Source organism: Nonomuraea sp. NPDC003707 (assembly GCF_053587055.1).
On the sequence record NZ_JBSFNK010000004.1, the window covers coordinates 483,107 to 505,987 of the forward strand.

At 70.5% G+C, this 22,881-nt stretch carries 18 protein-coding genes; 13 read left to right on the forward strand and 5 right to left on the reverse strand.

Annotation, left to right across the window (positions count from 1 at the left end; genetic code table 11):
- Positions 1-9: 9 nt before the first annotated feature.
- Complete coding sequence (locus tag ACWDRB_RS13095; RefSeq protein ID WP_350725625.1) at positions 10-975, forward strand: 4-hydroxy-3-methylbut-2-enyl diphosphate reductase; 966 nt, start codon at positions 10-12, stop codon at positions 973-975.
- On the opposite strand, the gene ACWDRB_RS13100 is transcribed toward ACWDRB_RS13095, so the two are convergent.
- Together ACWDRB_RS13100 and rmuC are read right to left on the reverse strand one after the other, a co-directional pair.
- Entirely contained in the window at positions 972-1,478 is a 507-nt protein-coding gene (locus ACWDRB_RS13100) for a DUF6542 domain-containing protein (RefSeq protein ID WP_449893446.1), read from the reverse strand. The genes ACWDRB_RS13095 and ACWDRB_RS13100 overlap by 4 nt on opposite strands.
- 15 nt (positions 1,479-1,493) lie before the next feature.
- Complete coding sequence (rmuC, locus tag ACWDRB_RS13105; RefSeq protein WP_397373922.1) at positions 1,494-2,750, reverse strand: DNA recombination protein RmuC; 1,257 nt, start codon at positions 2,748-2,750, stop codon at positions 1,494-1,496.
- 149 nt (positions 2,751-2,899) lie between these two features.
- Here rmuC and ychF point away from each other — a divergent pair, with 149 nt between their 5' ends.
- The 12 genes from ychF to ACWDRB_RS13165 all read left to right on the forward strand — a co-directional run bounded on the left by ychF (position 2,900) and on the right by ACWDRB_RS13165 (position 19,310).
- On the forward strand, positions 2,900-3,976 hold the full coding sequence (gene ychF, locus ACWDRB_RS13110) for a redox-regulated ATPase YchF (RefSeq protein WP_350725621.1): 1,077 nt from the start codon (positions 2,900-2,902) through the stop codon (positions 3,974-3,976).
- A 212-nt stretch (positions 3,977-4,188) separates the two neighbouring features.
- Entirely contained in the window at positions 4,189-4,521 is a 333-nt protein-coding gene (locus ACWDRB_RS13115) for a hypothetical protein (protein WP_350725620.1), read from the forward strand.
- A 623-nt stretch (positions 4,522-5,144) separates the two neighbouring features.
- Positions 5,145-5,864 carry a conjugal transfer protein gene (locus ACWDRB_RS13120; RefSeq protein ID WP_246554195.1) on the forward strand — a complete coding sequence of 240 codons (720 nt, stop codon included), beginning with the start codon at positions 5,145-5,147 and terminating at the stop codon, positions 5,862-5,864.
- A gap of 46 nt (positions 5,865-5,910) precedes the next feature.
- A complete protein-coding gene (locus ACWDRB_RS13125; protein WP_185068535.1) occupies positions 5,911-6,192 on the forward strand; it encodes a hypothetical protein in 282 nt (93 codons plus the stop codon).
- 56 nt (positions 6,193-6,248) lie between these two features.
- On the forward strand, positions 6,249-9,395 hold the full coding sequence (locus tag ACWDRB_RS13130) for a TcpE family conjugal transfer membrane protein (protein WP_449893451.1): 3,147 nt from the start codon (positions 6,249-6,251) through the stop codon (positions 9,393-9,395).
- Positions 9,396-9,442: 47 nt separating this feature from the next.
- Positions 9,443-11,920, forward strand: coding sequence for an ATP-binding protein (locus ACWDRB_RS13135; RefSeq protein WP_449893453.1), 2,478 nt, complete (start codon positions 9,443-9,445; stop codon positions 11,918-11,920).
- A complete protein-coding gene (locus ACWDRB_RS13140) occupies positions 11,917-14,232 on the forward strand; it encodes a type IV secretion system protein (RefSeq protein ID WP_449893456.1) in 2,316 nt (771 codons plus the stop codon). The genes ACWDRB_RS13135 and ACWDRB_RS13140 overlap by 4 nt, the downstream gene beginning before the upstream one ends.
- A gap of 6 nt (positions 14,233-14,238) precedes the next feature.
- Positions 14,239-14,865 carry a hypothetical protein gene (locus ACWDRB_RS13145; protein WP_363970838.1) on the forward strand — a complete coding sequence of 209 codons (627 nt, stop codon included), beginning with the start codon at positions 14,239-14,241 and terminating at the stop codon, positions 14,863-14,865.
- Positions 14,862-15,956, forward strand: a complete 1,095-nt coding sequence (locus ACWDRB_RS13150) for a C40 family peptidase (RefSeq protein WP_449893459.1) — start codon at positions 14,862-14,864, stop codon at positions 15,954-15,956. Before ACWDRB_RS13145 ends, ACWDRB_RS13150 begins: the two co-directional genes overlap by 4 nt.
- Positions 15,953-16,357, forward strand: a complete 405-nt coding sequence (locus tag ACWDRB_RS13155; RefSeq protein ID WP_449893461.1) for a (deoxy)nucleoside triphosphate pyrophosphohydrolase — start codon at positions 15,953-15,955, stop codon at positions 16,355-16,357. The genes ACWDRB_RS13150 and ACWDRB_RS13155 overlap by 4 nt, the downstream gene beginning before the upstream one ends.
- A gap of 112 nt (positions 16,358-16,469) precedes the next feature.
- Positions 16,470-17,930, forward strand: a complete 1,461-nt coding sequence (locus ACWDRB_RS13160) for a hypothetical protein (RefSeq protein ID WP_449893463.1) — start codon at positions 16,470-16,472, stop codon at positions 17,928-17,930.
- Between the two features lie 78 nt (positions 17,931-18,008).
- Positions 18,009-19,310 (forward strand): hypothetical protein, encoded by a 1,302-nt coding sequence (locus ACWDRB_RS13165; RefSeq protein WP_449893465.1) that lies wholly within the window; start codon positions 18,009-18,011, stop codon positions 19,308-19,310.
- A 54-nt stretch (positions 19,311-19,364) separates the two neighbouring features.
- Here the strand turns inward: ACWDRB_RS13165 and ACWDRB_RS13170 are convergent, their stop codons facing one another.
- From ACWDRB_RS13170 to ACWDRB_RS13180, 3 genes are read right to left on the reverse strand one after another with little or no spacing between them, the layout of a single operon-like run.
- Positions 19,365-20,117 (reverse strand): succinate dehydrogenase/fumarate reductase iron-sulfur subunit, encoded by a 753-nt coding sequence (locus ACWDRB_RS13170; protein WP_449893467.1) that lies wholly within the window; start codon positions 20,115-20,117, stop codon positions 19,365-19,367.
- Positions 20,114-22,012 (reverse strand): fumarate reductase/succinate dehydrogenase flavoprotein subunit, encoded by a 1,899-nt coding sequence (locus ACWDRB_RS13175; protein ID WP_449893469.1) that lies wholly within the window; start codon positions 22,010-22,012, stop codon positions 20,114-20,116. The genes ACWDRB_RS13170 and ACWDRB_RS13175 overlap by 4 nt, the downstream gene beginning before the upstream one ends.
- 12 nt (positions 22,013-22,024) lie before the next feature.
- The gene (locus tag ACWDRB_RS13180) at positions 22,025-22,810 is read right to left on the reverse strand and encodes a hypothetical protein (RefSeq protein WP_350725598.1); all 786 of its coding nucleotides are present in this window, start codon (positions 22,808-22,810) and stop codon (positions 22,025-22,027) included.
- Between the last annotated feature and the right edge of the window lie 71 nt (positions 22,811-22,881).

Here is a 22,881-nt window from a genome sequence, read left to right on the forward strand (position 1 = left end):
ATAGAAAGTATGGAGCCGCAGACCCCCACTTCCCGCCGAGTACTCGTAGCCAAGCCACGCGGCTACTGTGCCGGAGTCGATCGAGCCGTGGTAGCGGTCGAGAAGGCCCTGGAGCAGTACGGTGCGCCGATCTACGTACGCAAGCAGATCGTTCACAACACCCACGTCGTCAAGACTTTGGAGGCCAGGGGCGCCATCTTCGTCGACGAGACCGAGGAGGTGCCCGAGGGCGAGATCGTGGTGTTCTCGGCCCACGGGGTGTCCCCGGCGGTGCACGACGAGGCGCGCCGGCGCAGCCTGCGCACCATCGACGCCACCTGCCCGCTGGTCACCAAGGTGCACAACGAGGCGAGGCGGTTCGCGAGCCAGGACTACGACATCCTCCTGATCGGGCACGAGGGTCACGAGGAGGTCGAGGGCACCTCCGGTGAGGCCCCCGACCACATCCAGCTCGTGGACGGGCTCGACGCGGTCGACAAAGTGCAGGTCAAGGATCCGAGCAAGCTGGTCTGGCTGTCGCAGACCACGCTGTCGGTCGACGAGACCACCGAGACGGTCACCCGGCTCAAGGAGCGCTTCCCCACGCTGATCGACCCGCCGAGCGACGACATCTGCTACGCCACGCAAAACCGGCAGGTCGCGGTCAAGGAGATCGCCGCCGAGGCGCAGCTGGTCATCGTGGTCGGCTCGGAAAACTCCTCCAACTCCAAGCGCCTGGTCGAGGTGGCCAAGGACTACGGGGCCGAGGCTTCTTACCTCGTCGACAACGCCACCTTCATCCGCGACGAGTGGCTCGAGGGCGTCACCACGGTCGGCGTGACCAGCGGCGCGTCCGTTCCGGAGGAGCTGGTCGACGAGGTGCTGGCGCGGCTGGCCAAGCATGGGTTCGACGACGTGACCCAGGTCGAGTCGGTGCAGGAGAGCATGCGCTTCGCCCTGCCCCACGAGCTGCGCAAGGACCTGCGGGTCTCCTAGTCGTCCCCGCGCGGCGTCCCGTAGACCTTGGGCTCGAAGTAGCCCTCCGGCTCGGGCACGAACGGCTGGCGCGGGCGCGGCATCTCCGCGCCCGCCTTCAGCTCCTCCCGCAGCTCGCGTACGTTGTCGCGGAGCCCGCGCCGCCACGCGACGCCCAGCACGACGGCCGAGCCCGCGAACAGCCACGGCGCGCCCTGCGTCAGCGACGTGTAGAGCCCCAGCGCCAGCGACTGCACGATGGACACCGAGCCGAACGCGCGCCCCAGCTCGACGAAGAGCGTGGCGCAGAAGAACACCAGCGGCGGCGTCACCACCAGCGACAGCAGCTCGCGCCGGTTGACCAGGAGCACGCCCAGCAAGCTCGACAGCACGAAGGTCGCGCCCACGACGTACTGGATGTCGAGCAGGGTCGCCAGCACGTAGCCCGCCAAGGTGGCGACCAGGGCGAGCGCGATGGCGCCGCGAGCGGTCAGCCTGACCGCGGGACGCCTCTTCTCACCCAATGCCCCACCCCCGATTTATTGCGACCCGTTGGCCAACTTACCGTTCGAGTGGGAAAGCAGAGGCGAGGTTTCCAGCAGTTCGGGGGATGCCAGGGGTCTGGGCAGGCCTTCGAGCATCTCAGGAGAGTCGAGATCGCCGTCCACGACGCCCAGATCGTGCAGCTTGCGCGCGGTGACCAGGACGCGGCTTTCGAGCGATCCGACCGACTTGTTGTACGCCTCCACGGCCCGCGTCAGCGCCCTGCCGAGCGAGTCGACGTTCCTGCCGAGGGACGAGAGCCGTTCGTACAGCTCCTTGCCCAGCTCGAACACCGCCCGCGCGTTCTCGCTCAGCGCGGCCTGCTGCCAGGCGTAATGCGCGGTGCGCAGCATCGTGATCAGCGTCGTCGGCGTGGCGATGTGGACCCGCCGCGTCATCGCGTATTCCAGCAGCCCGGGATCGCGCTCCAGCGCCGGGGCCAGGAACGCCTCGCCCGGGATGAACAGCACCACGAACTCCGGCGACGGGTTGAACCCCTGCCAGTAGGACTTGGCCGCCAGCCGGTCGATGTGCTCGCGGACATGCCGGGCGTGAGCGTCGAGCCGGACCGTGGCGAGGCTCTCGTCGGACGCCTCGGCGGCCTCCAGATAGGCCGCCAGCGAGACTTTGGAGTCGACCACGATGTTCTTGCCGCCGGCGAGCCTGACGACCATGTCGGGGCGCATGGGGCCCTCGGTGACCTGCTCGTCGAAGTCGCAGTGGTGCTGCATGCCGGCGATCTCGGCGACCCTGCGCAGCTGGAGCTCGCCCCACCTGCCCCGCGCCTCGGGCCGCTGCAGGGCCCTGACCAGGGCCGTGGTCTGGGAGCGCAACTGCTCGTTGCTCTGCCGTACGAACTCCATCTGCTTGGCCAGCTCGGCGCGGGCCGCGCGCTGGCCGGACTCGGTGTCGCGCAGCTGCGACTCGACCCGGGCGAGCGCGTCCTTCAGCGGCTCCACCAGGTGCTCGACGGCCTGCTTGCGCTGGTCCAGATCGCCCGTGGCCTCGGCGCGGCTGGCGGCCAGCCTGGTCTCGGCCAGCTCGAGGAAGCGGATGTTGTTGACGTCGAGGGCGCGCGTGGACAGGGCCTGGAAGCGCTCGGCGAGCTGCTCCTCGACGTAGACCAGCTTGTCGGCGGCCGACTTGGCCCGCGCGTCCGCCTCGGCCACCCGCACCGCGGCCCGCGTCCTGGCCACCAGGAAACCGATGACGAGCCCGGCGGCCAGACCTACGAGAAGCGAGACGACATCCACTTGATCGATGATGCAGGACTCCGGCGCGCCGATCCGGCCCGACACGCTCGTTACGCTCAGCACGTAAACTTGGCGTTCGTGAGCGAGCGCAGCGAGAGAACCATCAAACACAGCAGTCAAAGACTCATGGTGACGACGGAGTCGGCAGCATGAGTCTCTCTATCGGTATCGTCGGTCTGCCCAACGTCGGCAAGTCCACGCTCTTCAACGCGCTGACGAAGTCCGGCAACGCGCTCGCCGCGAACTACCCGTTCGCCACCATCGAGCCCAACGTGGGCATCGTGGGCGTGCCCGACGACCGGCTGCCCAAGCTGGCCGAGATCTTCAGCTCGGCCCGCATCCTGCCCGCCAAGGTCGAGTTCGTCGACGTCGCGGGCCTGGTCAAGGGGGCCTCGGAGGGGCAGGGCAGGGGCAACCAGTTCCTCGCCAACATCCGCGACACCGACGCGATCTGCCAGGTGGTCCGCGTCTTCAGCGACCCCGACGTCACGCACGTGGACGGCGACATCTCGCCCAAGCGCGACATCGAGACCATCAACACCGAGCTGATCATGGCCGACCTGCAGACGGTCGAGAAGGCCATCCCGCGCCTGCAGAAGGAGGCGCGCAACAACAAGGACAAGAAGTCCGCGCTGGAGGCCGCCGAGGCCGCGCTGAGCGTGCTGGAGACCGGCAAGACCATCTTCGAGAGCGGTCTCGACCGCGAGGAGCTGCGCGAGCTCCACCTGCTGACGGCCAAGCCGTTCCTGTACGTGTTCAACCTCGACGCCGACGAGCTGGGCGACTCCGCGCTCCGGGAGCAGCTGGCGACGCTGGTCGCGCCCGCCGAGGCGGTCTTCATGGACGCCAAGATCGAGTCGGAGCTGGTCGAGCTCGACGAGGAGGAGGCGCTGGAGCTCCTCCAGTCGGTCGGCCAGGAGGAGTCGGGGCTGCGGCAGCTCGCCAGGGTCGGCTTCGACACGCTCGGCCTGCAGACGTACCTCACGGCCGGGCCGAAGGAGACCAGGGCCTGGACGATCCCCAAGGGCGCCACCGCGCCCGAGGCGGCCGGCGTGATCCACACCGACTTCCAGCGCGGCTTCATCAAGGCCGAGGTCGTCTCCTTCGACGACCTGGTCGAGGTCGGCTCCATCGCCAACGCCCGCGCGGCGGGCAAGGCCCGCGTCGAGGGCAAGGAATACATCATGCGCGACGGCGACGTGGTGGAGTTCCGCTTCAACGTCTGAGCACGGCCCGGGCCGGGGTGTCCCGTGGGAAATCACGGAAAGCCGCCGTTCGTTACGGTACGTTACCGATGGTGACGGCGGCGATGCCCCCTCAGACGTCTCATCCCGGGAATCGGTAGGACGTCTGATGCCGGGACAACTGATGCGTCAACCACTTTGGGCCCCCGCGCGTCGAATCGTCACGGCGTTCACGCTGACTCGGGAGGCCCTCAATGATCCGCCGCATCATCCGGAAACGACGTCCCACGCCCACTCTGGCCGGCATCAGCCTTGAGGAGGAGCTCGCCCTGATCAGGGTCGAGCTCATGTACGGCCTGCGCGTCAACCGCGAGGCGTACCTCCGCAGGAAGGTCGACGAGCGCAACGAGATGGCGACGCGGATGCGCGAGCGGGACGCCGCCGAGATGCTGGCGGACCTGCGCGGCTCCCTGGAGCGGGCGGTGCAGCCGACCGTCGTGTCCCTGGACCGGTCGGCCCAGCAGACGGTCGTGGACCTGCACAGCAGGCGTCAGCCGCGCCCCACCCAGGATCCGGAGCCCGCCTGACGGCCCTGACTCCGCTCCGCGATCCATACCGAATCCGCCTGGCGAGAGTCCATGCCCGGTAGGACAGGAATCCGTGGCTGTCGCGCTATGCCAATTTAGGTATCTGGGCTGGTCAAAAGCTGTTTCCACCGGGAAGTCTCAGGAATCGGCAATGAGGCCTGCCCGCCGACCCGGTTTGCCGTCAGGACGGTCATGCCGCAGCATGGGCGTGGCTTTCCTGGAACAATGGCGGAGACCGGATAGGGTGACTACTTCACCGCGGATGATGGGGATCGGCAACGGACGACACCGCGCCAGCCGGGGGGATCGGCGCGAGCGGAGGCGTGATGGCTCGTAGGTCTACCGTCCAGCACGATCCTCGGATCGCTGGCGACCCCGAGCTTTCCGCGCGCCTTGACACGGCTGACTTCGACGCGCCGCCGCCTCGCAGGCCGCGGCGCGGCGGCTGGTCGGGCGGAGGCGGGCGGTGGCTCGTATGGACCGGCCGTGTCATTCTCTGGGCAGTTATCGTGGTTGTCGTCGTGAATGGGGTTCGTGCCCCATTTGAGCGATTTACCCAACAAACGAGCGCGACGCCCAATAGCGTCGCGCCTGCTCACCATGGTTTTCCGGCCGACCGGGGCATGGCTTTCGCCGCCCAGTTCGCCGGGGTCTATCTCAATTTCAGCCCGGACGACGCCGCGAGCAGGTCGCGCAAGCTGGGCGCTTTCCTGGCCGAGGGCATGGATCCGCAAATGGGCTGGGACGGCTACGGCAAGTTCGCGGCCGTCGCCATCCAGCCGTACGACATCGAGGCGAGCGACGCCCACAACGCCCTGGTCAGCGTGGCCTTCCAGTCAGGCCCGCGCAGGTTGATGCTGTCGGTCCCGCTCTACTACTCGGGCGACGAGGCCGGCGGCAGGTTCGCCGTGGTCGGCCGTCCCGCGGTGCTGCCCGCCCCGGGCCCGGCCGACGTGCCGCAGGTCGCCGCGCCGGAGACCGACGAGGCCACCGCGAGCGAGCTCAAAGAGCAACTGAAGGGTTTCTTCACCGACTACGCCTCCGGCGACGCGGCCGGGCTGCAGCGTTACGTCGCCGCGGGCCGGACGCTGCCGAGCTTCGGCGGCACGTTCACGTTCAGGGAGCTGAAGAAGGTCGTGGTGCCTGTGGGGGGTGCCACCCGAGAGATCCAGGCGGTCGTGGTGTGGGTCGTGCCGAACAGCGAGACACCCGCCACCCCCGACGCCACCGATCCCGCGGCTGTGGGCGGCACGCTGGAGATGGCCTACCGGCTGACCGTCGAGAAGCAGGGCGACAAGTGGTTCGTCGCCGACATTCGCGGCGCCGGCCGGGTCGTTGGATAGAGGCACGGCCACGCCGCTCATCGGTACCCCCCCGGGAGGACAAGAAGTGACCCTGAAGACCGTTCTGCTCCACCTGATCGAACTGACGCCGACACCCCCGGCGACCGGCCCGGACACCGGAGGTCTCGCCAACTTCCTGCGCGGGTTCTTCGCCCCGCTGTTCCTCGTCGTCGTCTCGGTGGTCGCGCTCTTCTTCCTCTTCACCCGCGAGATCACACGTTTCGTGCAGTTCCTGATACTGGCTGTGGCCATCGGCGTGATCTTCTACGTTCCCAACATCATCGAGGTGACGGCGAAGGCGATCGCGGGCGCTCTGGGCATCAAGTAGAGGGTTGAGACCGCTCCGCGGCGGTCATGTACGAGCGGGTGGAGAGGAGGACCGGCGTGGACCTGCCCACATATACGAACATCTGGCGGATCGAGAAGCGGCTCTACAAGCTGTACGACCTACGGCTGCCGATGCCGCTGCCGATCGTCTGGATCGGCGTTTTCGTCGGGGTGTTCGTTCCGTGGTCGCTCCTGCTGGTCCTGGTGGGCGTGCCGGTGGAGATGCCGTGGCACGTGCTGTACCTCGTGCCGCCCGGGATCGTGACGTGGTTGTCCACCCGTCCCGTCATCGAGGGTAAGCGGCTCACCGAGCTCCTCGAGTCCCAGCTCCGCTACCTGGGCCAGCCGAAGGCGTGGTACCGCCTCGCGCCCATGTCGGAGCCCGAGACGATCACGTTCTCCGGCCGCGTCTGGCGCACCACCCCCGCGCGGGCCAAGTCGAAGGCGCCCCGCAAGGCCCGCCAGCCGCAGCGGCGGCGCGAGGGCCAGCGGATCGCCGGTCCGCGCCAGGTCCGCCCGGCCGTCGCGGCCGCTGCCGCCGCCGCTTCCCAGGCTCCCGTGGCGGAGCCGACCACCGGCCGCTGGGGCACCCGCCGCGGCACCGCGCCCGCCCTCAAGGCCCGGGTACGCGAGACGGCCCCGCCTTCGGCACCGAGGTCCGGGGTCGGTGCGTTGCGGCGCGAGGAGGCCCTTCCAGGCGGCCCTGGACGCCGCCAGGACGCCCTGCCGCCCGGCGGCCACGAGAGCTCCGAGCCTCCCACCCGGGAATTCGTGGACGCGCGGGATGTTGCGACTCGGGATCGCGGGGACGCCCGGGACGCTGCGGCTTGGGATCGTGGGGACGCGCGGGATGCCGCCGGCCGTGAACGCACGGGGCGGGGAGAGGCCGCCGCCGCTCTGGCCGACGTCGGGACCCAGGAGCCCGCTGTCGAGACGCGGGGCCGCGAAGCCGCGGCCGGGGTCCGGGGCCAGGAGGTCGCGGGCCGGAACGGGGACGTTCAGGGGCTCGGCTCCGGATCGCCCGACGAGTCGCGTGCCGACCGTGAGGCGGCCGGGGCGGTCAGCGAGACGGAGACCCACAAGCCCGGCGCGGGGAAGCCCATCGACACCGAGGCGCTGCGGCGGCTGCGCCGGCTCGCGGCGAGCGCCGACGCCCCCGCCGAACCTTCGGGTCCTGCGGAGGGCGAGCGGCGGGACCGGGAGCGGGACGAGGAACGACGCGGGGAGGGTCGCGGGGAACGGCGCGAGGAAGGACGTGGAGAAGGCCGCGGGGAACGGCGCGAGGACGAGGTCGCGCGGGACCAGCACCGGAAGGGGCAGCCGCCGCGGCTGGGCCCGTCGCTGGTGCTGTCCGGCCCGCAGCGCGTCTGGCCGCCGCTCAACCCCGACGCCAAGCCGTTGCCCCGCCCCGCCGCCACCAGGCCCGGCACAGAGTCCCCCGACACCACATCCACCGCCCCGCCCCAGCAGGACACGGCACCGATCACAATGGCCGACACGCCGGGTGCACCGAGCGATGAGCCCAGCACGACGGCCGACGCGCAGAGTGCGCCGAGCGCGACGGCCAGAACTTCGGGTCCGAGCACGACGGCCGACGCTCCGGGTGCGCCGAGCACGACGGCTGACGTGCCCGACGCATCGGGCGACATGCCGGGCGCGGTCGGTGACACGCCGGACGCGGGCGTGCCGCAGCCGGTGGCCGAGGTCACGGATGAGCGCGGTGGCGTGGACGCGCCGGCTACGGCGGATGACGGGCTGAAGGGCGACGCGCCGAAGAAGGCCGACGCACCGAAGAAGGCCGACGCACGGGAGAAGGCCGACGACGTTACGGCTGGCGATGCTGCCGAGATGCGCGACGGCGTAAGTGCGCCGAGTGCGCGGGTCGCGGCGCCGAAGGGCGATACGCCCGGCGCGGGCGTGCCCGGCACGCGTGGTGACCGAGGTGCGGCGGTCCCTGGCACACGTGGTGACCGGAGCGGGTCCTTCCCCGGCACGCGTGGTGACCGGGGTGCGGGTGTGCCCGACGCGCGCGGTCCGGCGGCCGGTGATCGGCGGGTGGCGGCGAGCGCCGAGGACGGTCGGGTTGCGGCGGCGAATGCCGGTGACTCCCGGAGCGCGGCGGCGAAGGCCGGAGATGGCCGGGGTGCGGCGAGTGCCGGTGACGGTCGGGGTGTCGGGGCGGCGCAGGAGCGTGGGGGCGAGTTCGTCGCTCCCGTGCCCGTCCCCCGCCCAGGTGAAGGCCGGGTGCGGCGGGTCGAGTCCGTGGTGGGGCGGGACTCCGGCGGGTGGCGGAGGATCGCGCAGGTGGTCGTCGGCGGAGGCGGGGTCCGGACCGACGGGTCCGAGATCGACGAGGCCAGGGCCAGGGGCGTGTTCGGCGGCAGCCGCAGGATCGTGGTCCTGGGCTGCACCGGCGGCGCCGGTCAGAGCACGACGGCGCTCATGCTGGGCCACACCTTCGCCAGATACCGCGATGACAGGGTCGTGGCCGTCGACGCCAACACCGGCGGCGGCACCCTGACGAGCAAGATCCAGCCGGAGACGCCCGAAACTCTCACCTCGCTGCTGTCCGGGCTCGACCGCGTCAGCGGGTATCTCACCATGCGTGGGTACACCACGAGGACCGCCTCGGGGCTCGAGGTGATCAGCGCGGACAGCGACGCGGGCGCCGAACAGCGGCTGGCGGACCGGTCGTTCTTCTCCGACCATCGGTTGGGCGAGTCCATGCGCCTTCTGGACCGCCACTACAAGCTCGCCGTCATCGACCCGGCCGCCGCGCTGGCGGCCAGGCTCCTGCCGTACGCGGACCAGCTCGTCCTGGTGGTCCCCGCGAGCGAGGAGGCGTCGGAGGCGGTGGCGATGACGTACGAGTGGCTCGACGGGCACGGCTGCGCGGAGCTGCGCAGGCGTGCGGTCATGGTGGTCAACGGCGTGAGCAGGCGTTCGATGACCGACGTCGAGCAGGCGGAGTCGGTGGCCAGGGGCAGGTGCCGGGCCATCGTCAGGGTCCCCTGGGAGGACGGTCTGGCGCCCGAGGGCGCGGAGGTCGTCGACCCGGGGCAGTTGCGCACGGCCGGCAAACGGGCCTATCTCGCTCTTGCCGGCGTCGTGATCGCGGGCTTCGCGGCACAGGCACAGACCGTCCGACCGAGCGAAGAGGAGTTGGCGAGTGACCCCCCGGGCACGAGAATCGGTGAGCGATAAGTGAACAAGCGAGCAGGTCTGGCCCGTTCATGCGCCGAGGGGGCGGCATGAGCAGGGCGGCACGAGCGCACCAGCGCCTGGCGGTCCGGTATTTCGACGACCGCATCCTGCTCACGGACACCTCCGCATGGGCGTACTTCCGCCTTCCGACGGTCAGCTACGAGTTCGTCACACCCGACGAACGCGAGGCCCTGGCCACCAACATCACGATCGCGCTGGCCGCGATCAGGATGCCCGACGCCGAGGTCCACCTGAGGGTCGCGCACCGCACGTACCCCGCCGCCGAGTGGGCCATGGCGCTCAACGCCACCTCCGACGAGGGGCCCGGCTGGCGCGACTACCTGGAGGAGATGTACCGGCACGTCTGGGCGAAGGACTTCTGGTCCAAGGAGGTCTTCCTCGGCGTGCGGCTCGGCCCGCGCGGCAAGCAGCTCGGCGCCGGCGTGCTGTCCCAGCTCTTCGGCTTCTACCAGAAGACCGAGAAGGCGCTCGGCATGGAGGACGACCACGTCCCCGACAGCGAGATCGGGCGCTGGACCGAGCAGGCCGAACGCCTCGGCAGGGCGCTCACGTCGAGTGCCCTCTACGCCAGGCACGCCACCTCCGTCGAGGTGGCGTGGCTGTTCCAGCACGCGGCCTCCGGCGCGCTCGGCGATCCGCCGCCGTCGGCCAGCCCGAAGCGGCGCTGGGGCAAGGGCGAGATCGAGTCGCTGGTCGAGGGGGAGATCCACAACGGCAGGTCGCTGCTGCGCATCGTGCAGCCGCAGGGCGACTCGTACGTGGCCTACCTGTCGTTCGCGAGGTTCCCCGACCTCATGCCGTTCCCGGACGGTGAGCCGTGGATGCACTTCGCGGACCAGCTCGCCTTCCCCGTGGAGATCTCGTCGCGGATGCGGCTGATCCCGCCGGTCAAGGCGTCCAAGGACGTCGCGCGCAAGCTCGCGCACGCCCGCGACATGGACCACCACATCCGCGAGGCCGGCGCGGAGGCGCCGCTGGCGCTGGCCGAGCAGATCGACGCGGCCCGCATGCTGGAGCACGGCATCACGAAGGAACGCCTGCCCTTCGTGTACGGCTGGCACCGCCTGATCGTGTCGGCCCCCACCGAGGACATCTGCGTGCAGCGCGTCGAGGCGGTCGTCGAGCACTACCGCGACATGGGCATCGACGTGGTCAACTCGACGGGTGACCAGTTCTCGCTGTTCAGCGAGACGCTGCCGGGCGAGAAGGTACGCGTCAACGCCTACGCGCAGCGGCAGCCGTTGCGCACCATCGCGGGCGGCATGGCCACCGCCACCGTCGACCTCGGCGACCGGCTGGGCGACGGCACCGAGGGCTGGCTCGGCCCGTACATCGGCGAGACCGTCGGCAGGGCCCGCAGCATCGTGCACTTCGACCCGTTGCTGGCGGCCTCCCGCAACCGGCCGACCGCCATCGCGATCACCGGCGAGCCCGGCGGCGGCAAGACCACGCTCGCGCTGCTGATGATCTACCAGATGGCGCTCAGGGGCGTGACGGTCGCGGTGATCGACCCGAAGGGCGACGCCGAGTCGCTGGTGCGGCTGCTGGAGAAGCGGGGTCGCAAGGCCCGCATCATCCCGCTGGGGTCGGCGGCGCCGGGGCTGCTCGACCCGTTCTCGTTCGGCGACGACATCGCGGCGAAGAAGACCATGGCCACCGAGACGCTGAGGCTGCTGCTGCCCCGCATGTCGGAGGAGCGCGAGTCGGCCATGATCCAGGCGGTGGCCGCGGTCTCCAACGCGCCCGACCCGTCGCTGGGCAAGGTCGTCGACTTCCTGGAGCAGGCCGACGACCCCGCCTCGAAGAACCTGGGCGCGGTGCTGCGCTCCATGTCGGAGATGCACCTGGCCAGGCTCTGCTTCGACCCTTCGGGCGGCGACCAGATCGACAGCGAGGGCTGGACGACGGTGTTCACGCTGGGTGGGCTGACCCTGCCCGACGTGGCCACGACCAGGGACGACTACTCCTACGAGCAGCGGCTGTCGGTGGCGCTGCTCTACCTGGTCTCCCAGTTCGCGCGCAGGCTGATGAACGGCCTCGACCGGCGCGCCCCCAAGGCGATCTTCCTGGACGAGGCGTGGGCGATCACCTCCACGCCCGAGGGCGCCAAGCTGGTGCCCGAGGTCAGCCGGATGGGCCGCTCCCGCAACACCGCCCTCGTGCTGGTCTCCCAGAACGCGGGCGACCTGCTCAACGAGCAGGTGACCAACTGCCTGTCGTCCGTCTTCGCGTTCAGGTCCACCGAACGGGTGGAGGTGGACCACGTCATGTCCCTGCTCGGGGTGGAGCCGTCGGAGGAGCACAAGGCCGTGCTGCGCTCGCTCGGCAACGGCGAATGCGTATTCCGCGATCTGGATGGCAGGGCGGGGCGGATCGGAGTAGACCTGATCTCCGAGGATCTTCTCCGTTGGCTCGACACGAACCCGACGCACGACAAACCCGACGGCAGCGGGCATGATGATCTTCAGGGGGGCGTGGGCAGGGCGCAGGAGGTACGGTCATGAAGATCCGGCTGTCTCGACGGCTCGCACTGGCACTGGCGCTCGTCACGAGCATTCTCGTGATGCCGATCGTGGTGGGCGGGCTGTCGGCCCCGGCCGCGGCGGCGCCCTGTGACCTGTCGGGCCCGCTCAACCCGGAGATGGTCGGCGGCGGCACCGACGGCCTGATCCAGGCGCCGGCCGTCGAAGGCGCGCCGCAGACGCCGACCACCAACTACTCCCAGTTCGGCATGAGCGGCCAGTTCTGGCACACCCACGACCTGGGCTGCTCCGACTACGTGGCCGTGCTCGGCAACATGTGGGCCAACGGCATCTTCACCGCGGCCAAGGCCATCGACCGGCTGACAATCACCACGTACCAGGCGGCGGCGACGGAGGGACCGCTCCAGGCGATCAAGGACGTGGTCGACGACATCATCACGAACCTCTCCAAGGCCATGTACTGGCCCTTCCTCCAGCCGATCGTCATCCTCGGCGCCATCTGGCTGGCCTGGTACGGGCTGATCCGCAAGCGCGCCACCACGACCGCCGAGGGCGTGATCTGGATGGTGCTCGCGGTCACCGTGGCGGTCTGGTTCCTCAGCCGTCCCGGCGACTTCACGGGCCTGGGCAAGGTCGTGACCGACAAGACCGGCGAGGTCGTCAACTCGGCCTTCTCCGGCCTGCCGGGCGCGGGCGGCGCCTCCTGCCTGCCGCCGCCCGGCGGCGCCGACGCGAAGGTCCAGGCCGGCGGCTACGCCCAGACCGGCACGCCGGGCGTCGACCAGAACGCCGACGCGCTGTGGTCCACGCTGGTCTGCAAGCCGTGGCTGGTGGGCCTGTTCGGCACCGCCGACCCGCAGCAGCCGATCGTGCGCGACTGGGGCCGCAAGGTGCTGGAGATGCAGTCGGTCCCCCGGGCCGTGGCCGGCCAGCCGGCGCCCGACGTGGGCGCCCGCCAGTCGGAGTACGCCTCGCTGGCCGACAAGCTCAAGAACGACCCCGTCTACACCGTCTTCTCCGGCCGTGACTGGTCCAACCGGCTCGGCGTGGCGGTCGGCGCGTTCATCGCGGCGATCGTGGCCGGCCTGCTCATCTTCCTGGTGGCGGTCTCGCTGCTGGTGCTGAAGGTGGGCTTCCTCCTGCTGCTGATCCTCGGGCCCGTGTTCCTGCTGATCGGCGTCCATCCGGGCAGCGGCCGGATCGTCGCCATGCGCTGGGTGGAGATGCTCGTCGGCACGCTGCTCAGGCAGGCCGTGCTCACGCTCGTGCTCAGCGTCCTCGTCTACGGGTACGCGCTGATCATCTCCACGGCCATGCCATGGGGTCTGCAGGTGCTGTTCATGGCCCTGCTGACGATCGCGGTGTTCTTCTACCGCAGGCCGTTCCAGCACCTGTTCGCCTCGATGAACGGCCACACGGTCACCACCCGCATGCTGGGCGAGGCGGCGAGCTCGTCGGTCCTCGAGCGGTCCGCGGGCGCGCTGCCGCCGGTCGCCTCGGCCAGGATCGGCCGCTGGGGGCTGCGCAAGGCCGAGCCGCTCATCAGGGCGGCCGGCGCCGCCAACGCGGCGGGCGCCGCGGCCACGGCGGCGGCCACCGCGGGGCAGGCCCGGGTACGCGCCGAGGAGGGCGAGGGCGTTCCCTTGGGCACCCGCGTACCGGCCACGGCCGCGCCGCTGGACACCGACCAGCAGGGCGGCAAGGCGGGCGCCAGGGCTCCGATGGAGCCGCGCAGAGGTACGGCGCCGCCGCTCAACCTGGGCACGACGCCCACACGCACGCGCGGTCCCGCGGCGGGCGGCCCCCGGGTGGCCGGCGCGGCCGGTGGCACGGCCTCCAGCGGCTCCAGCGGCTCAGGTGGCTCGGGCGGCGGCTGGTTCGGCGGCCGGTCCGGCGGCGGCTGGGCGTCCCGCGGCGGTTCGGCGTCGGGGTCGCGTAGTTCGTCCGGCGGGTCGCGCGGCTCCCGGTTCGGCGGCTCGGGCGGCACGCGTTCGCGCGGGAGCGGCGGCGGGCTGTTCGGCGGCGGCTCAGGTGGCTCCGGTGGTTCCGGCGGCGGATCGCGTGGCGGTTCGGGCGGTGGTTCGCGTGGCGGTTCGGGCGGCGGGCTGTTCGGCGGCGGCGGTTCGAGGTCCAACGGCGCCACCCGGTCGGGCGGCGGCTCCAGGCCGTCCGGAGGCTCGTCCGGCTCCCGGATCTTCGGCTCGGACGAGCCCTCGTCCCGCACCTCCGAGGCTCCTCCCCTCTGGCTGCGCGGCAGCCGCAACGGCGGTTCCGGAGGCGACAGCCCGGATGTGCCGTTCTGGCTCAAGCCGAACAACCCCGACAAGGACTGAACGAACATGGTGCAGGGAGGTGACAGGCGGGGGGTGGCCTTCGCCGTCGTCGTCGTGGTCATCGCCGCGGTCGGCATCTACCTGACCATGTGGCCCGACCCGGAGGAGCAGGCCGGGCCCGGTCAGGAGCCGGCGAGGGTCGTCAGCGCGCCGGCTCCGTCGAGCACGCCGCTGGCGACCGCGAGCGCCGCCCCGTTCGACATCTACTCGTTCCTGCCGATGAAGAAGGAGCAGCTGGCCGCGACGGCGGACCTGGCCGAGCGGTTCACCGCCGACTACGGCACCTTCAGGTACGACGAGGACCCGGCGGCGTACGCGACCCGCGTGAAGGCGTACACGACGGCCGAGCTCGGCAACGAGCTGACCAGGACCATGACGTCGGCGGGCACCGTCGAGCAGAACCGCAACGATCAGATCGTCTCCAAGGCCACGGCCAGGCTGAAGGAGATCAGGCAGATCGAGAAGAACTCCATCATCTTCGTGGTCGCCTCGGCGAGGCAGGTCACCGCCAAGAGCGGTAACCAGACGGCTCAGGAGGAGTACGCGGTCACGGTGACCCAGTCGGGAGCCGACTGGCGGATCTTCGACATCCGGCCTGCCACGGAGGGCCAGGAGGGGGACACCTCGGGGTGAAGCTCTCACGTACCCGGCTGGCGCTGATCATCGGCGCCGCCGGCGTGCTGCTCCTGGTGGCGGTCGTCGTGTCGCCGATGCTGCTGATCTCGATGCCGTCGTTCCTCAGCGACGGCGGCACCTCGCCCGACTGCAACGACAACACGCAGGTGGAGGAGGTGTCCGACTCGGCGACGTCGGACATCCCTTCCGAATACCTGGAGTTCTACAAGCAGTACGGCAAGAAGATCGGCGTCCAGTGGAACATCCTGGCCGCCGTGGGCAAGCGCGAGACCGACCACGGCCGCTCCAACCTGCCGGGCGTCAAGAGCGGCACCAACTACGCGGGCGCGGCCGGGCCGATGCAGTTCCTGATCTCCACGTGGGGCGGCAAGGCCAGGGTCGCGATGTCGTCGAAGTTCACCGGGTACGCCTCCGACGGTGACGGCGACGGGGTGGGCGACATCTACAACCCGGCCGACGCGATCCTCGGCGCCGCGCGGATGCTCAAGCGCAACGGAGCCCCGGAGAATGTACGGCAGGCGCTGTTCGTCTACAACCGGGCCTGGTGGTACGTGGACCAGGTCGAGGCGATCGCCAGGAAGTACGCCAAGTCGGGCGACGTCAAGGTGCCGCCGCAGGCTTCGGAGGAATGCGACGACTCGCTGGTGGAGGCCGCGCCGAGCGACATCGTGGCCAAGATTTTGGAATACGCGCTGGCGCAGCGCGGCAAGCCGTATCTGTGGGGCGGGACGGGGCCCGACGCGTTCGACTGCTCGGGCGTCATCTTCGCGGCGTATCGGGAGGCGGGGCTGATGATCCCGCGTACGACGTTCGGGCAGTGGCCGTTCGGCGTGAAGGTTTTAGACGGTCAGGAACAGCCCGGTGACCTGGTGTTCTTCAACGCCGGTCCGGGCACGTCCGCCGACAACCCCGGCCACGTCGGGCTCGTCGTGTCGAAGGGCAAGATGCTGGAGGCCCGGTGCCGGCTGTGCGGGCCGATCAAGGTCACCAGCTACAAGGCCCGGGACAACCGCCTCGGTTTCACCCGCCCCCTGCAGAACGCCGACGTGCTCGAGCAGTTGAAGAAGCTGCAGAATCCTACCCTGTGAATGATTTCGACACGGTCGTGGTGGCCGCGGTGATCGTCGCTCCGGGCGCTCGGGTGCTGGCCGCCCAGCGCGCCGAGCCTCCGGCGCTCGCGGGTGGCTGGGAGTTCCCTGGCGGGAAGGTGGATCCCGGCGAGAGCGAGACGGCGGCGCTCGTCCGCGAGTGCCGCGAGGAGCTCGGCGTGGAGGTCACGGTGGGTGAGCAGGTGGGCGGGGACTGGGAGCTTTCCGAGGGGTACGTGCTGCGCGTGTGGCTGTGCTCGCTGGCCTCGGGGGTCCCGGAGGCTCGGGAGCACCTGGCGCTGCGGTGGCTGGGGCCCGGCGAGTACTACTCGGTCGAGTGGCTCGGGGCGGATCTGCCCGTTATGAAGACTGTGGAGAATCTGCTCCTTTCGCGGGATTAGGTGCTTCCCCTGTGTGACAGAATGACTACCAAGAGTGACATCTGTCGCAACGGGGGAGTTGGGAGTGATGCGGCGTGGCTGGATCATTGCGGGTGCACTGATCCTTGCGGCTGTGCCCTCCGTGCCTTTGGCGGCCTCGCGGGTGTCGCTGGTGCTGGAGCGCGTGAGCACGCCTGGGGTGTGGATCAGGACGGGCGACGTCCAGCGGTTCCGGGTGCGGCTGAACGGGATGGCCGACGGGGTCAAGGTGGCGATCGCGGCCAGCCCGGCGGCGGCGCTGACGCAGGTGTCCTGCGCCTCGGCGGCGCCGGGCACGCCGTTCGCGTCCGCGCCCGCCGCGGAGGCGAGCCTGGGGGCGGCCCGGGGCGGCGTGCGGGCCGCGCGGGCGCTGGCGGCCCAGGCGCTGAGCGTCACGGGCGGCTCGGTGCTGCCGAGCGCGGTCCCGCCCGGGACGCGGGTGTGCGAGCTGGGCGACCTCGCCGGTGAGCGGGAAGTGGACGTGACGCTCACCACGCCGTCGGGGGCGAAGCAGGTGGTGCTCGCGGCGGTGGCCGGGATGCGGGCCGACGCGGGCGGCCCGCTGACGACCAAGACCAAGACGGCCGCCACACGCGTCATGGACGAGGAGGCGGGCTTCAGCGGCCCGGCGGTCCGCGTGAGCCCCGAAGAGCCTCTGCCCGGCGTGCCCGGCGCGGCTCCGGGGAAGAACCGCGAGTACGCCGAGGCGAAGGAACGACTCCTCGCTCAACTGCAACAGCCCGCCCCGCCCGCACGGGCCTGGGCGAAGGTGCAAGCCGACGCGGAGGCGCCAGAGGTCGCCGGGGCGCAGGCCAGACGCCGGTTGCTGGCCGGGGCCGGCGTGCTGCTCGAGGGGCAGTGGCCCGCCGAAGCGGCCGCGCCGCGGCGTGAGGCGGCCGGAGGGACCGCGCGCCGGCTGAGGGGCGGCGTGCCGCAGGCGCCCCGGCAGCCCCAGATGATGCCGCAGTGGCCCCAGGGCGTGCCGGGCCTTGAGCTGCCCCAAGCCGCGCCGCAGGCGCCCGGGCTGGCTCAGGCCGTGCCGCAACTGCCCCAGGGCCTGCAGCGGCTGCCTCAGGCCGCGCCGCAGTTGCCCCAGGGCCTGCAGCGGCCTCAGGCCGCGCCGCAGCTACCTCAAGGCCTCCCGCAGCTGCCTCAGGGGCTGCCGCAGGTGCCGCAGTTGCCCCAAGGTCTGCCGCAGGCTCCTCAGGGCCTGCAGCGGCTGCCGGAGGCCGTGCCGCAGCCGGTGCCCGGCGCTCCGCCCGCGCTGGTCCTGCCCGGCGCGGCGCCCCCGCTCGGGGGCGCGCCTCTCCTGCCCGGCATGGCGGCGCCGCAAGCCGCTCCAGGAGCGGCCGGGCAGCCCGCGCGCGGCGCCGAAGGCGTGGTGCCGCTGCCGTGGAACGTGGCCGCGGCGCGGAAGCACGCCCGCCCTGTCGCGTGGGCGAGCCCGCTGGACGGTCCGAAGGGGCTGCCGGTGGTCGCCGGAGGCATCGGAGCGTTGCTGGGAGCCCTGTGGTTGATTGGCACGGTGCAAAGACGCCGAAAAAGCAAAACGTAGGTTAATTCGGGCTTTACTGTTACTTTGACCCGACTAGTATTCCCTTGACCAAGGTTCCGGGATACGCGGAGGGCACCGGTGGCACGCACGCGAGCGACGGCCGCGTCCGCTGTCGTCCTGGCGCTGGGCCTGGCCGGCGTCGGAGCGACACCGTTCATCGTACAGAGCGCGAGTGCGTCCGTGTCGGCGTACCAGCCGGTCGAGCCCTGTGACATCGGCGAGGTGTGCGACACGACCCCGGAGACCACCGTCACGGTCACCGAGACGGCGGGCACGCCGGAGCCCGAGGAGCCGGAGACGACGATCACCAAGACCGTCACCTCGACTCCGACGAAGGCGAGCAAGACCCCCAAGCCGACCAAGAGCACGACGCCTCCGGCGACCACCAGCGCACCGCCGCCGCAGAACCAGAACCCCCAGCCGCTGCCCACCCAGACGGTCGAGACGCCCCCGACCTCCGCGCAGAGCACCCCCGAACAGTCCATCGACATTCCGGAGGTCGCGTCCTCCGAGCCGGTCACGGCGCCGTCGGTGCAGCCGAGCGACACGCAGCCCGCCTCCTCCGAGGAGGTGCCGCTGGAGCTGCGGAACGCGGCGCCGGAGTTCGACCAGAAGTCGCTGACGCAGAAGCTCAGCATCCCCGCGCTGGTGCTGGTCCTGCTCGCGCTCTTCGCGGTCCTGATCTTCGAGGGACGCCTCCGCCGGATGGCCCACGCGGCGGCCGTGCGCAAGGCCGGGCCGCCGATGGGCCGGCCGGACATGCCTCCGCCTCCTCCGGGCGGCGGGTATCCCGCGGGGCCCGGTTACTACGCCACGGCGGGCTTCCCCGCGCCCGGCTACCCGGGCGGCACGGCGTACGCGCCGATCATCAGCTTCGTCCCTGTGCAGACGTATCCGAGCGGCCCGGTCCCCGGCTACGAGGAGCACCAATACCCGCCCCAGGACTACGCGCAGGAGCCCCCGCCGCCGCCGGTGGCGGAGCCCATGGTGCTGCACCCGGACGAGTTCGACTCCTTCAACCACGAACCGCCCAAGCCCAAGGAGTTCCGCGACCCGTTCGAGCCGCTGGTCCCGGCGGACCCGCCGCCGGCGGACATCCCGCCGGGCGGCGGCGACCCGTACGAGGTCCCCGGCCAGGAGCGCCCGCTCGGGCCGGTCTCGGCGTCGGAGTCCGGCGACGCGGAGCCGTGGCAGGGCGGCCAGTCCCTGTTCGACCCGCCGGACCGGAACCAGGAGCAGCAGGCGTACGACCCGCCGCCCTACCTGGCGCCCGACGCGGAGGCGACCGTCATCCAGCCGCTGCCGCCGGAGCCCGGGCAGCCGGAGCAGACCAAGGAGATGCCGGACCCCAAGCGCAGGCGCTGGGGCCGCAAGAAGTAGCCGGGAAACGAAATGAGGGGGGCTGGAGATCCAGCCCCCCTCATTCGTACGTGCCTACTTGGCGCGCCTGAAGATCTTGTTGCCGAGCCACACCAGCGGGTCGTACTTGCGGTCCGCCACGCGCTCCTTCATCGGGATCAGCGCGTTGTCGGTGATCTTGATGTGTTCGGGGCAGACCTCGGTGCAGCACTTGGTGATGTTGCAGTAGCCGAGCCCGTGCTGGTCCTGCGCCGCCTCCTGGCGGTCGGCCACGTCGTACGGGTGCATGTCCAGCTCGGCGATCCGCATGAGGAACCGGGGGCCGGAGAAGTCGGCCTTGTTCTCCTCGTGGTCGCGGATGACGTGGCAGACGTTGTTGCACATGAAGCACTCGATGCACTTGCGGAACTCCTGGGACCGCTCGACATCGACCTGCTGCATCCGGTACTCGCCGGGCCGGACGCCGGCCGGCGGCGTGAAGGACGGGATCTCCCGCGCCTTCTGGTAGTTGAACGACACGTCCGTCACCAGGTCCTTGATGACCGGGAACGTCCGCATCGGCGTGACCGTGATGGTCTCGTCCTCCTCGAAGGTGGACATCCGGGTCATGCAGCCCAGCCGCGGCTTGCCGTTGATCTCCATGCTGCAGGAGCCGCACTTGCCGGCCTTGCAGTTCCAGCGCACCGCCAGGTCGGGCGCCTGCGTGGCCTGCAGCCGGTGGATGATGTCGAGGACGACCTCGCCCTCGTTCACCTCGACGGTGAAGTCCTCGAGCTTGCCCTCACCGCCCTCACCGCGCCAGACCTTGAACTTCGCCTTGTAGCTCATTTCGAAATCCCGTCGAACTCGGTCATCTCTTCGTCGGTGAGGTACTTCTTCAGCTCGTCCCGGTCGAACAGGGTGATCAGGTCGTCGCGCATGCTCGACTGGAGCTTCTCCTCGACCTTGACCGTGGAGCCGTCCTCGGTGGAGCAGACGAGCAGCTTGCGGCGCCAATCCGGGCTCATCCCGGGGAAGTCGTCGCGGGTGTGCCCGCCGCGGCTCTCCTCGCGCAGCAGCGCGGCGCGCGCCACGCACTGCGAGACCAGCACCATGTTGCGAAGGTCGATCGCGAGGTGCCAGCCGGGGTTGTAGATGCGGGACCCGGCCGCGCCGACCACCTGGGCGCGCTCCTTGAGCTTCTCCACGACCTGGAGCGCCTCGGCGACCTCCTCGGCCTTGCGGATGATGCCGACCAGGTCGTTCATCGTCCTCTGGAGCTCGTGGTGGACCTCGTACGGGTTCTCGCCGTCGCGCCCCAGCGGCTCCAGCGCCTCCTGCCGGGCCTCCTCCACGAGCTCGGGCAGGACCCGGGGCCTGGCCTCCAGCGAGTCCACGTACGCCGCCGCGCCCGCGCCCGCCCGGCGCCCGAACACCAGCAGGTCGGACAGCGAGTTGCCGCCCAGCCGGTTGGAGCCGTGCATGCCGCCGGACACCTCGCCCGCGGCGAAGAGCCCCGGCACGGCCGCCGCGCCGGTGTCGGCGTCCACCTCGACGCCGCCCATGATGTAGTGGCAGGTCGGGCCCACCTGCATGGGCTCGGCGGTGATGTCGACGTCGGCCAGCTCCTTGAACTGGTGGTGCATCGACGGCAGCCGCTTCTTGATCTCCTCGGCGGGCAGCCGGGTCGAGACGTCGAGGAAGACGCCGCCCTGGGGTGAGCCGCGGCCGGCCTTCACCTCGGCGTTGATCGCGCGGGCCACCTCGTCACGCGGCAGGAGCTCCGGCGGGCGCCGGTTGTTGGCCTGGTCGGTGTACCAGCGGTCGCCCTCCTCCTCCGTGGTCGCGTACTTGTCCTTGAAGACGTCCGGGATGTAGTCGAACATGAAGCGCTTGCCCTCGGAGTTGCGCAGCACGCCGCCGTCACCGCGGACGGACTCGGTGACGAGGATGCCGCGCACGGAGGGCGGCCAGACCATCCCGGTGGGGTGGAACTGGATGAACTCCATGTTGATCAGGTTCGCGCCGGCGAGCAGGGCCAGGGCGTGGCCGTCGCCGGTGTACTCCCAGGAGTTGGACGTGACGACGTACGACTTGCCGATGCCGCCGGTGGCCAGGATCACGGTGGGCGCATCGAAAAGCACGAAGTTCCCGGTCTCGCGCCAGTAGCCGAACGCGCCCGAGATCCGCTCCTCGTCCTTGAGCAGCCGCGTGATCGTGCACTCGGCGAAGACCTTGATGTAGGCCTCGTAGTCGCCGTGCTTCTCGTAGTCCTCCTGTTGGAGGGCGACGACGCGCTGCTGCAGCGTGCGGATCAGCTCCAGGCCGGTACGGTCGCCCACGTGTGCGAGCCGCGGGTACTCGTGCCCGCCGAAGTTCCGCTGGCTGATCTTGCCGTCCTTGGTGCGGTCGAACAGCGCGCCCCAGGCCTCCAGCTCCCAGACGCGGTCGGGCGCCTCCTTGGCGTGCAGCTCGGCCATCCGCCAGTTGTTGAGGAACTTGCCGCCGCGCATGGTGTCGCGGAAGTGCACCTGCCAGTTGTCGGCCGGGTTGACGTTGCCCATCGCGGCGGCCGCGCCGCCCTCGGCCATGACGGTGTGCGCCTTGCCGAACAGCGACTTGCACACGATCGCCGTCTTCTTGCCCTGCTGGCGGGCCTCGATCGCGGCTCGCAGGCCGGCGCCGCCCGCGCCGATGACGACGACGTCGTATTCGTGACGCTCTGTGTTAAGCGAGTTATCCACTGAAGCTGGTCCTTACGCGTACGGGAAGGCGATGATGCCCTTGGCCACCAGGCGGACGTACAGGTCGGCGCCCATGACGGAGAACATCGAGGCCCACGCGAGGGGTTGGTGCTTGGCGTTGAGCTTGGACACGAACGTCCAGGCCCGGTAGCGCAGCGGGTGGCGAGAGAAGTGGTTGAGCCTGCCCGCGGTGATGTGCCTGCAGGAGTGGCACGACAGCGTGTAGGCGTTGATCAGGACGGCGTTGACGACCAGGATCCAGGTGCCCAGGCCGATCGGCTTGTGGACGAGCGCCAGGACGGCGTCGTAGGCCAGGATGAGGCCGATCACGATGGCCGCGTAGAAGAAGTAGCGGTGCACGTTCTGCAGGATCAGCGGGAAGCGCCGCTCACCGGTGTACTTGCCGTGCGGCTCCTGGACGGCGCACGCCGGAGGCGAGAGCCAGAAGGAGCGATAGTAGGACTTGCGGTAGTAGTAGCAGGTAAGCCGGAAACCGCCCGGCAGGCCGAGAATGAGCAGCCCCGGCGGCAGTGCGTACCAGTCGCCGAACGGCGCCAGGCCGAACAGCCGGGCCCCCTCGGGACACGACGTCGCCAGACAGGGCGACGAGAACGGCGCTATGTAGGGATCGACGAAGTAGCTGTTGTCGATGATCGCCCACACGCCGTAGACAAGGAATGAGCTGAGCCCGAGGAACGTCAGCAGCGGAACAAGCCACCATCTGTCGGTACGCAGGGTGCGCACCTTGACTTGCGCTCGCTGCCTTCTGACCGGAGCGTCGGGCGTAGTCTGGGTCATCGCGGACCTCTCCACCTCCCGCGGACCCGTGTCGCGCAGGGGGTCCGTGGTTTTCGTATTCGCTGGGCGCG

What these genes read in the sequence shown, in the direction of transcription:
- ACWDRB_RS13095 (WP_350725625.1), top strand. Translation starts at nt 10, where the DNA reads ATGGAGCCGCAGACCCCCACTTCCCGCCGAGTACTCGTAGCCAAGCCA.
- ychF (WP_350725621.1), top strand. Translation starts at nt 2,900, where the DNA reads ATGAGTCTCTCTATCGGTATCGTCGGTCTGCCCAACGTCGGCAAGTCC.
- ACWDRB_RS13115 (WP_350725620.1), top strand. Translation starts at nt 4,189, where the DNA reads ATGATCCGCCGCATCATCCGGAAACGACGTCCCACGCCCACTCTGGCC.
- ACWDRB_RS13120 (WP_246554195.1), top strand. Translation starts at nt 5,145, where the DNA reads ATGGCTTTCGCCGCCCAGTTCGCCGGGGTCTATCTCAATTTCAGCCCG.
- ACWDRB_RS13135 (WP_449893453.1), top strand. Translation starts at nt 9,443, where the DNA reads ATGAGCAGGGCGGCACGAGCGCACCAGCGCCTGGCGGTCCGGTATTTC.
- ACWDRB_RS13140 (WP_449893456.1), top strand. Translation starts at nt 11,917, where the DNA reads ATGAAGATCCGGCTGTCTCGACGGCTCGCACTGGCACTGGCGCTCGTC.
- ACWDRB_RS13145 (WP_363970838.1), top strand. Translation starts at nt 14,239, where the DNA reads ATGGTGCAGGGAGGTGACAGGCGGGGGGTGGCCTTCGCCGTCGTCGTC.
- ACWDRB_RS13170 (WP_449893467.1), bottom strand. Translation starts at nt 20,117, where the DNA reads ATGAGCTACAAGGCGAAGTTCAAGGTCTGGCGCGGTGAGGGCGGTGAG.
- ACWDRB_RS13180 (WP_350725598.1), bottom strand. Translation starts at nt 22,810, where the DNA reads ATGACCCAGACTACGCCCGACGCTCCGGTCAGAAGGCAGCGAGCGCAA.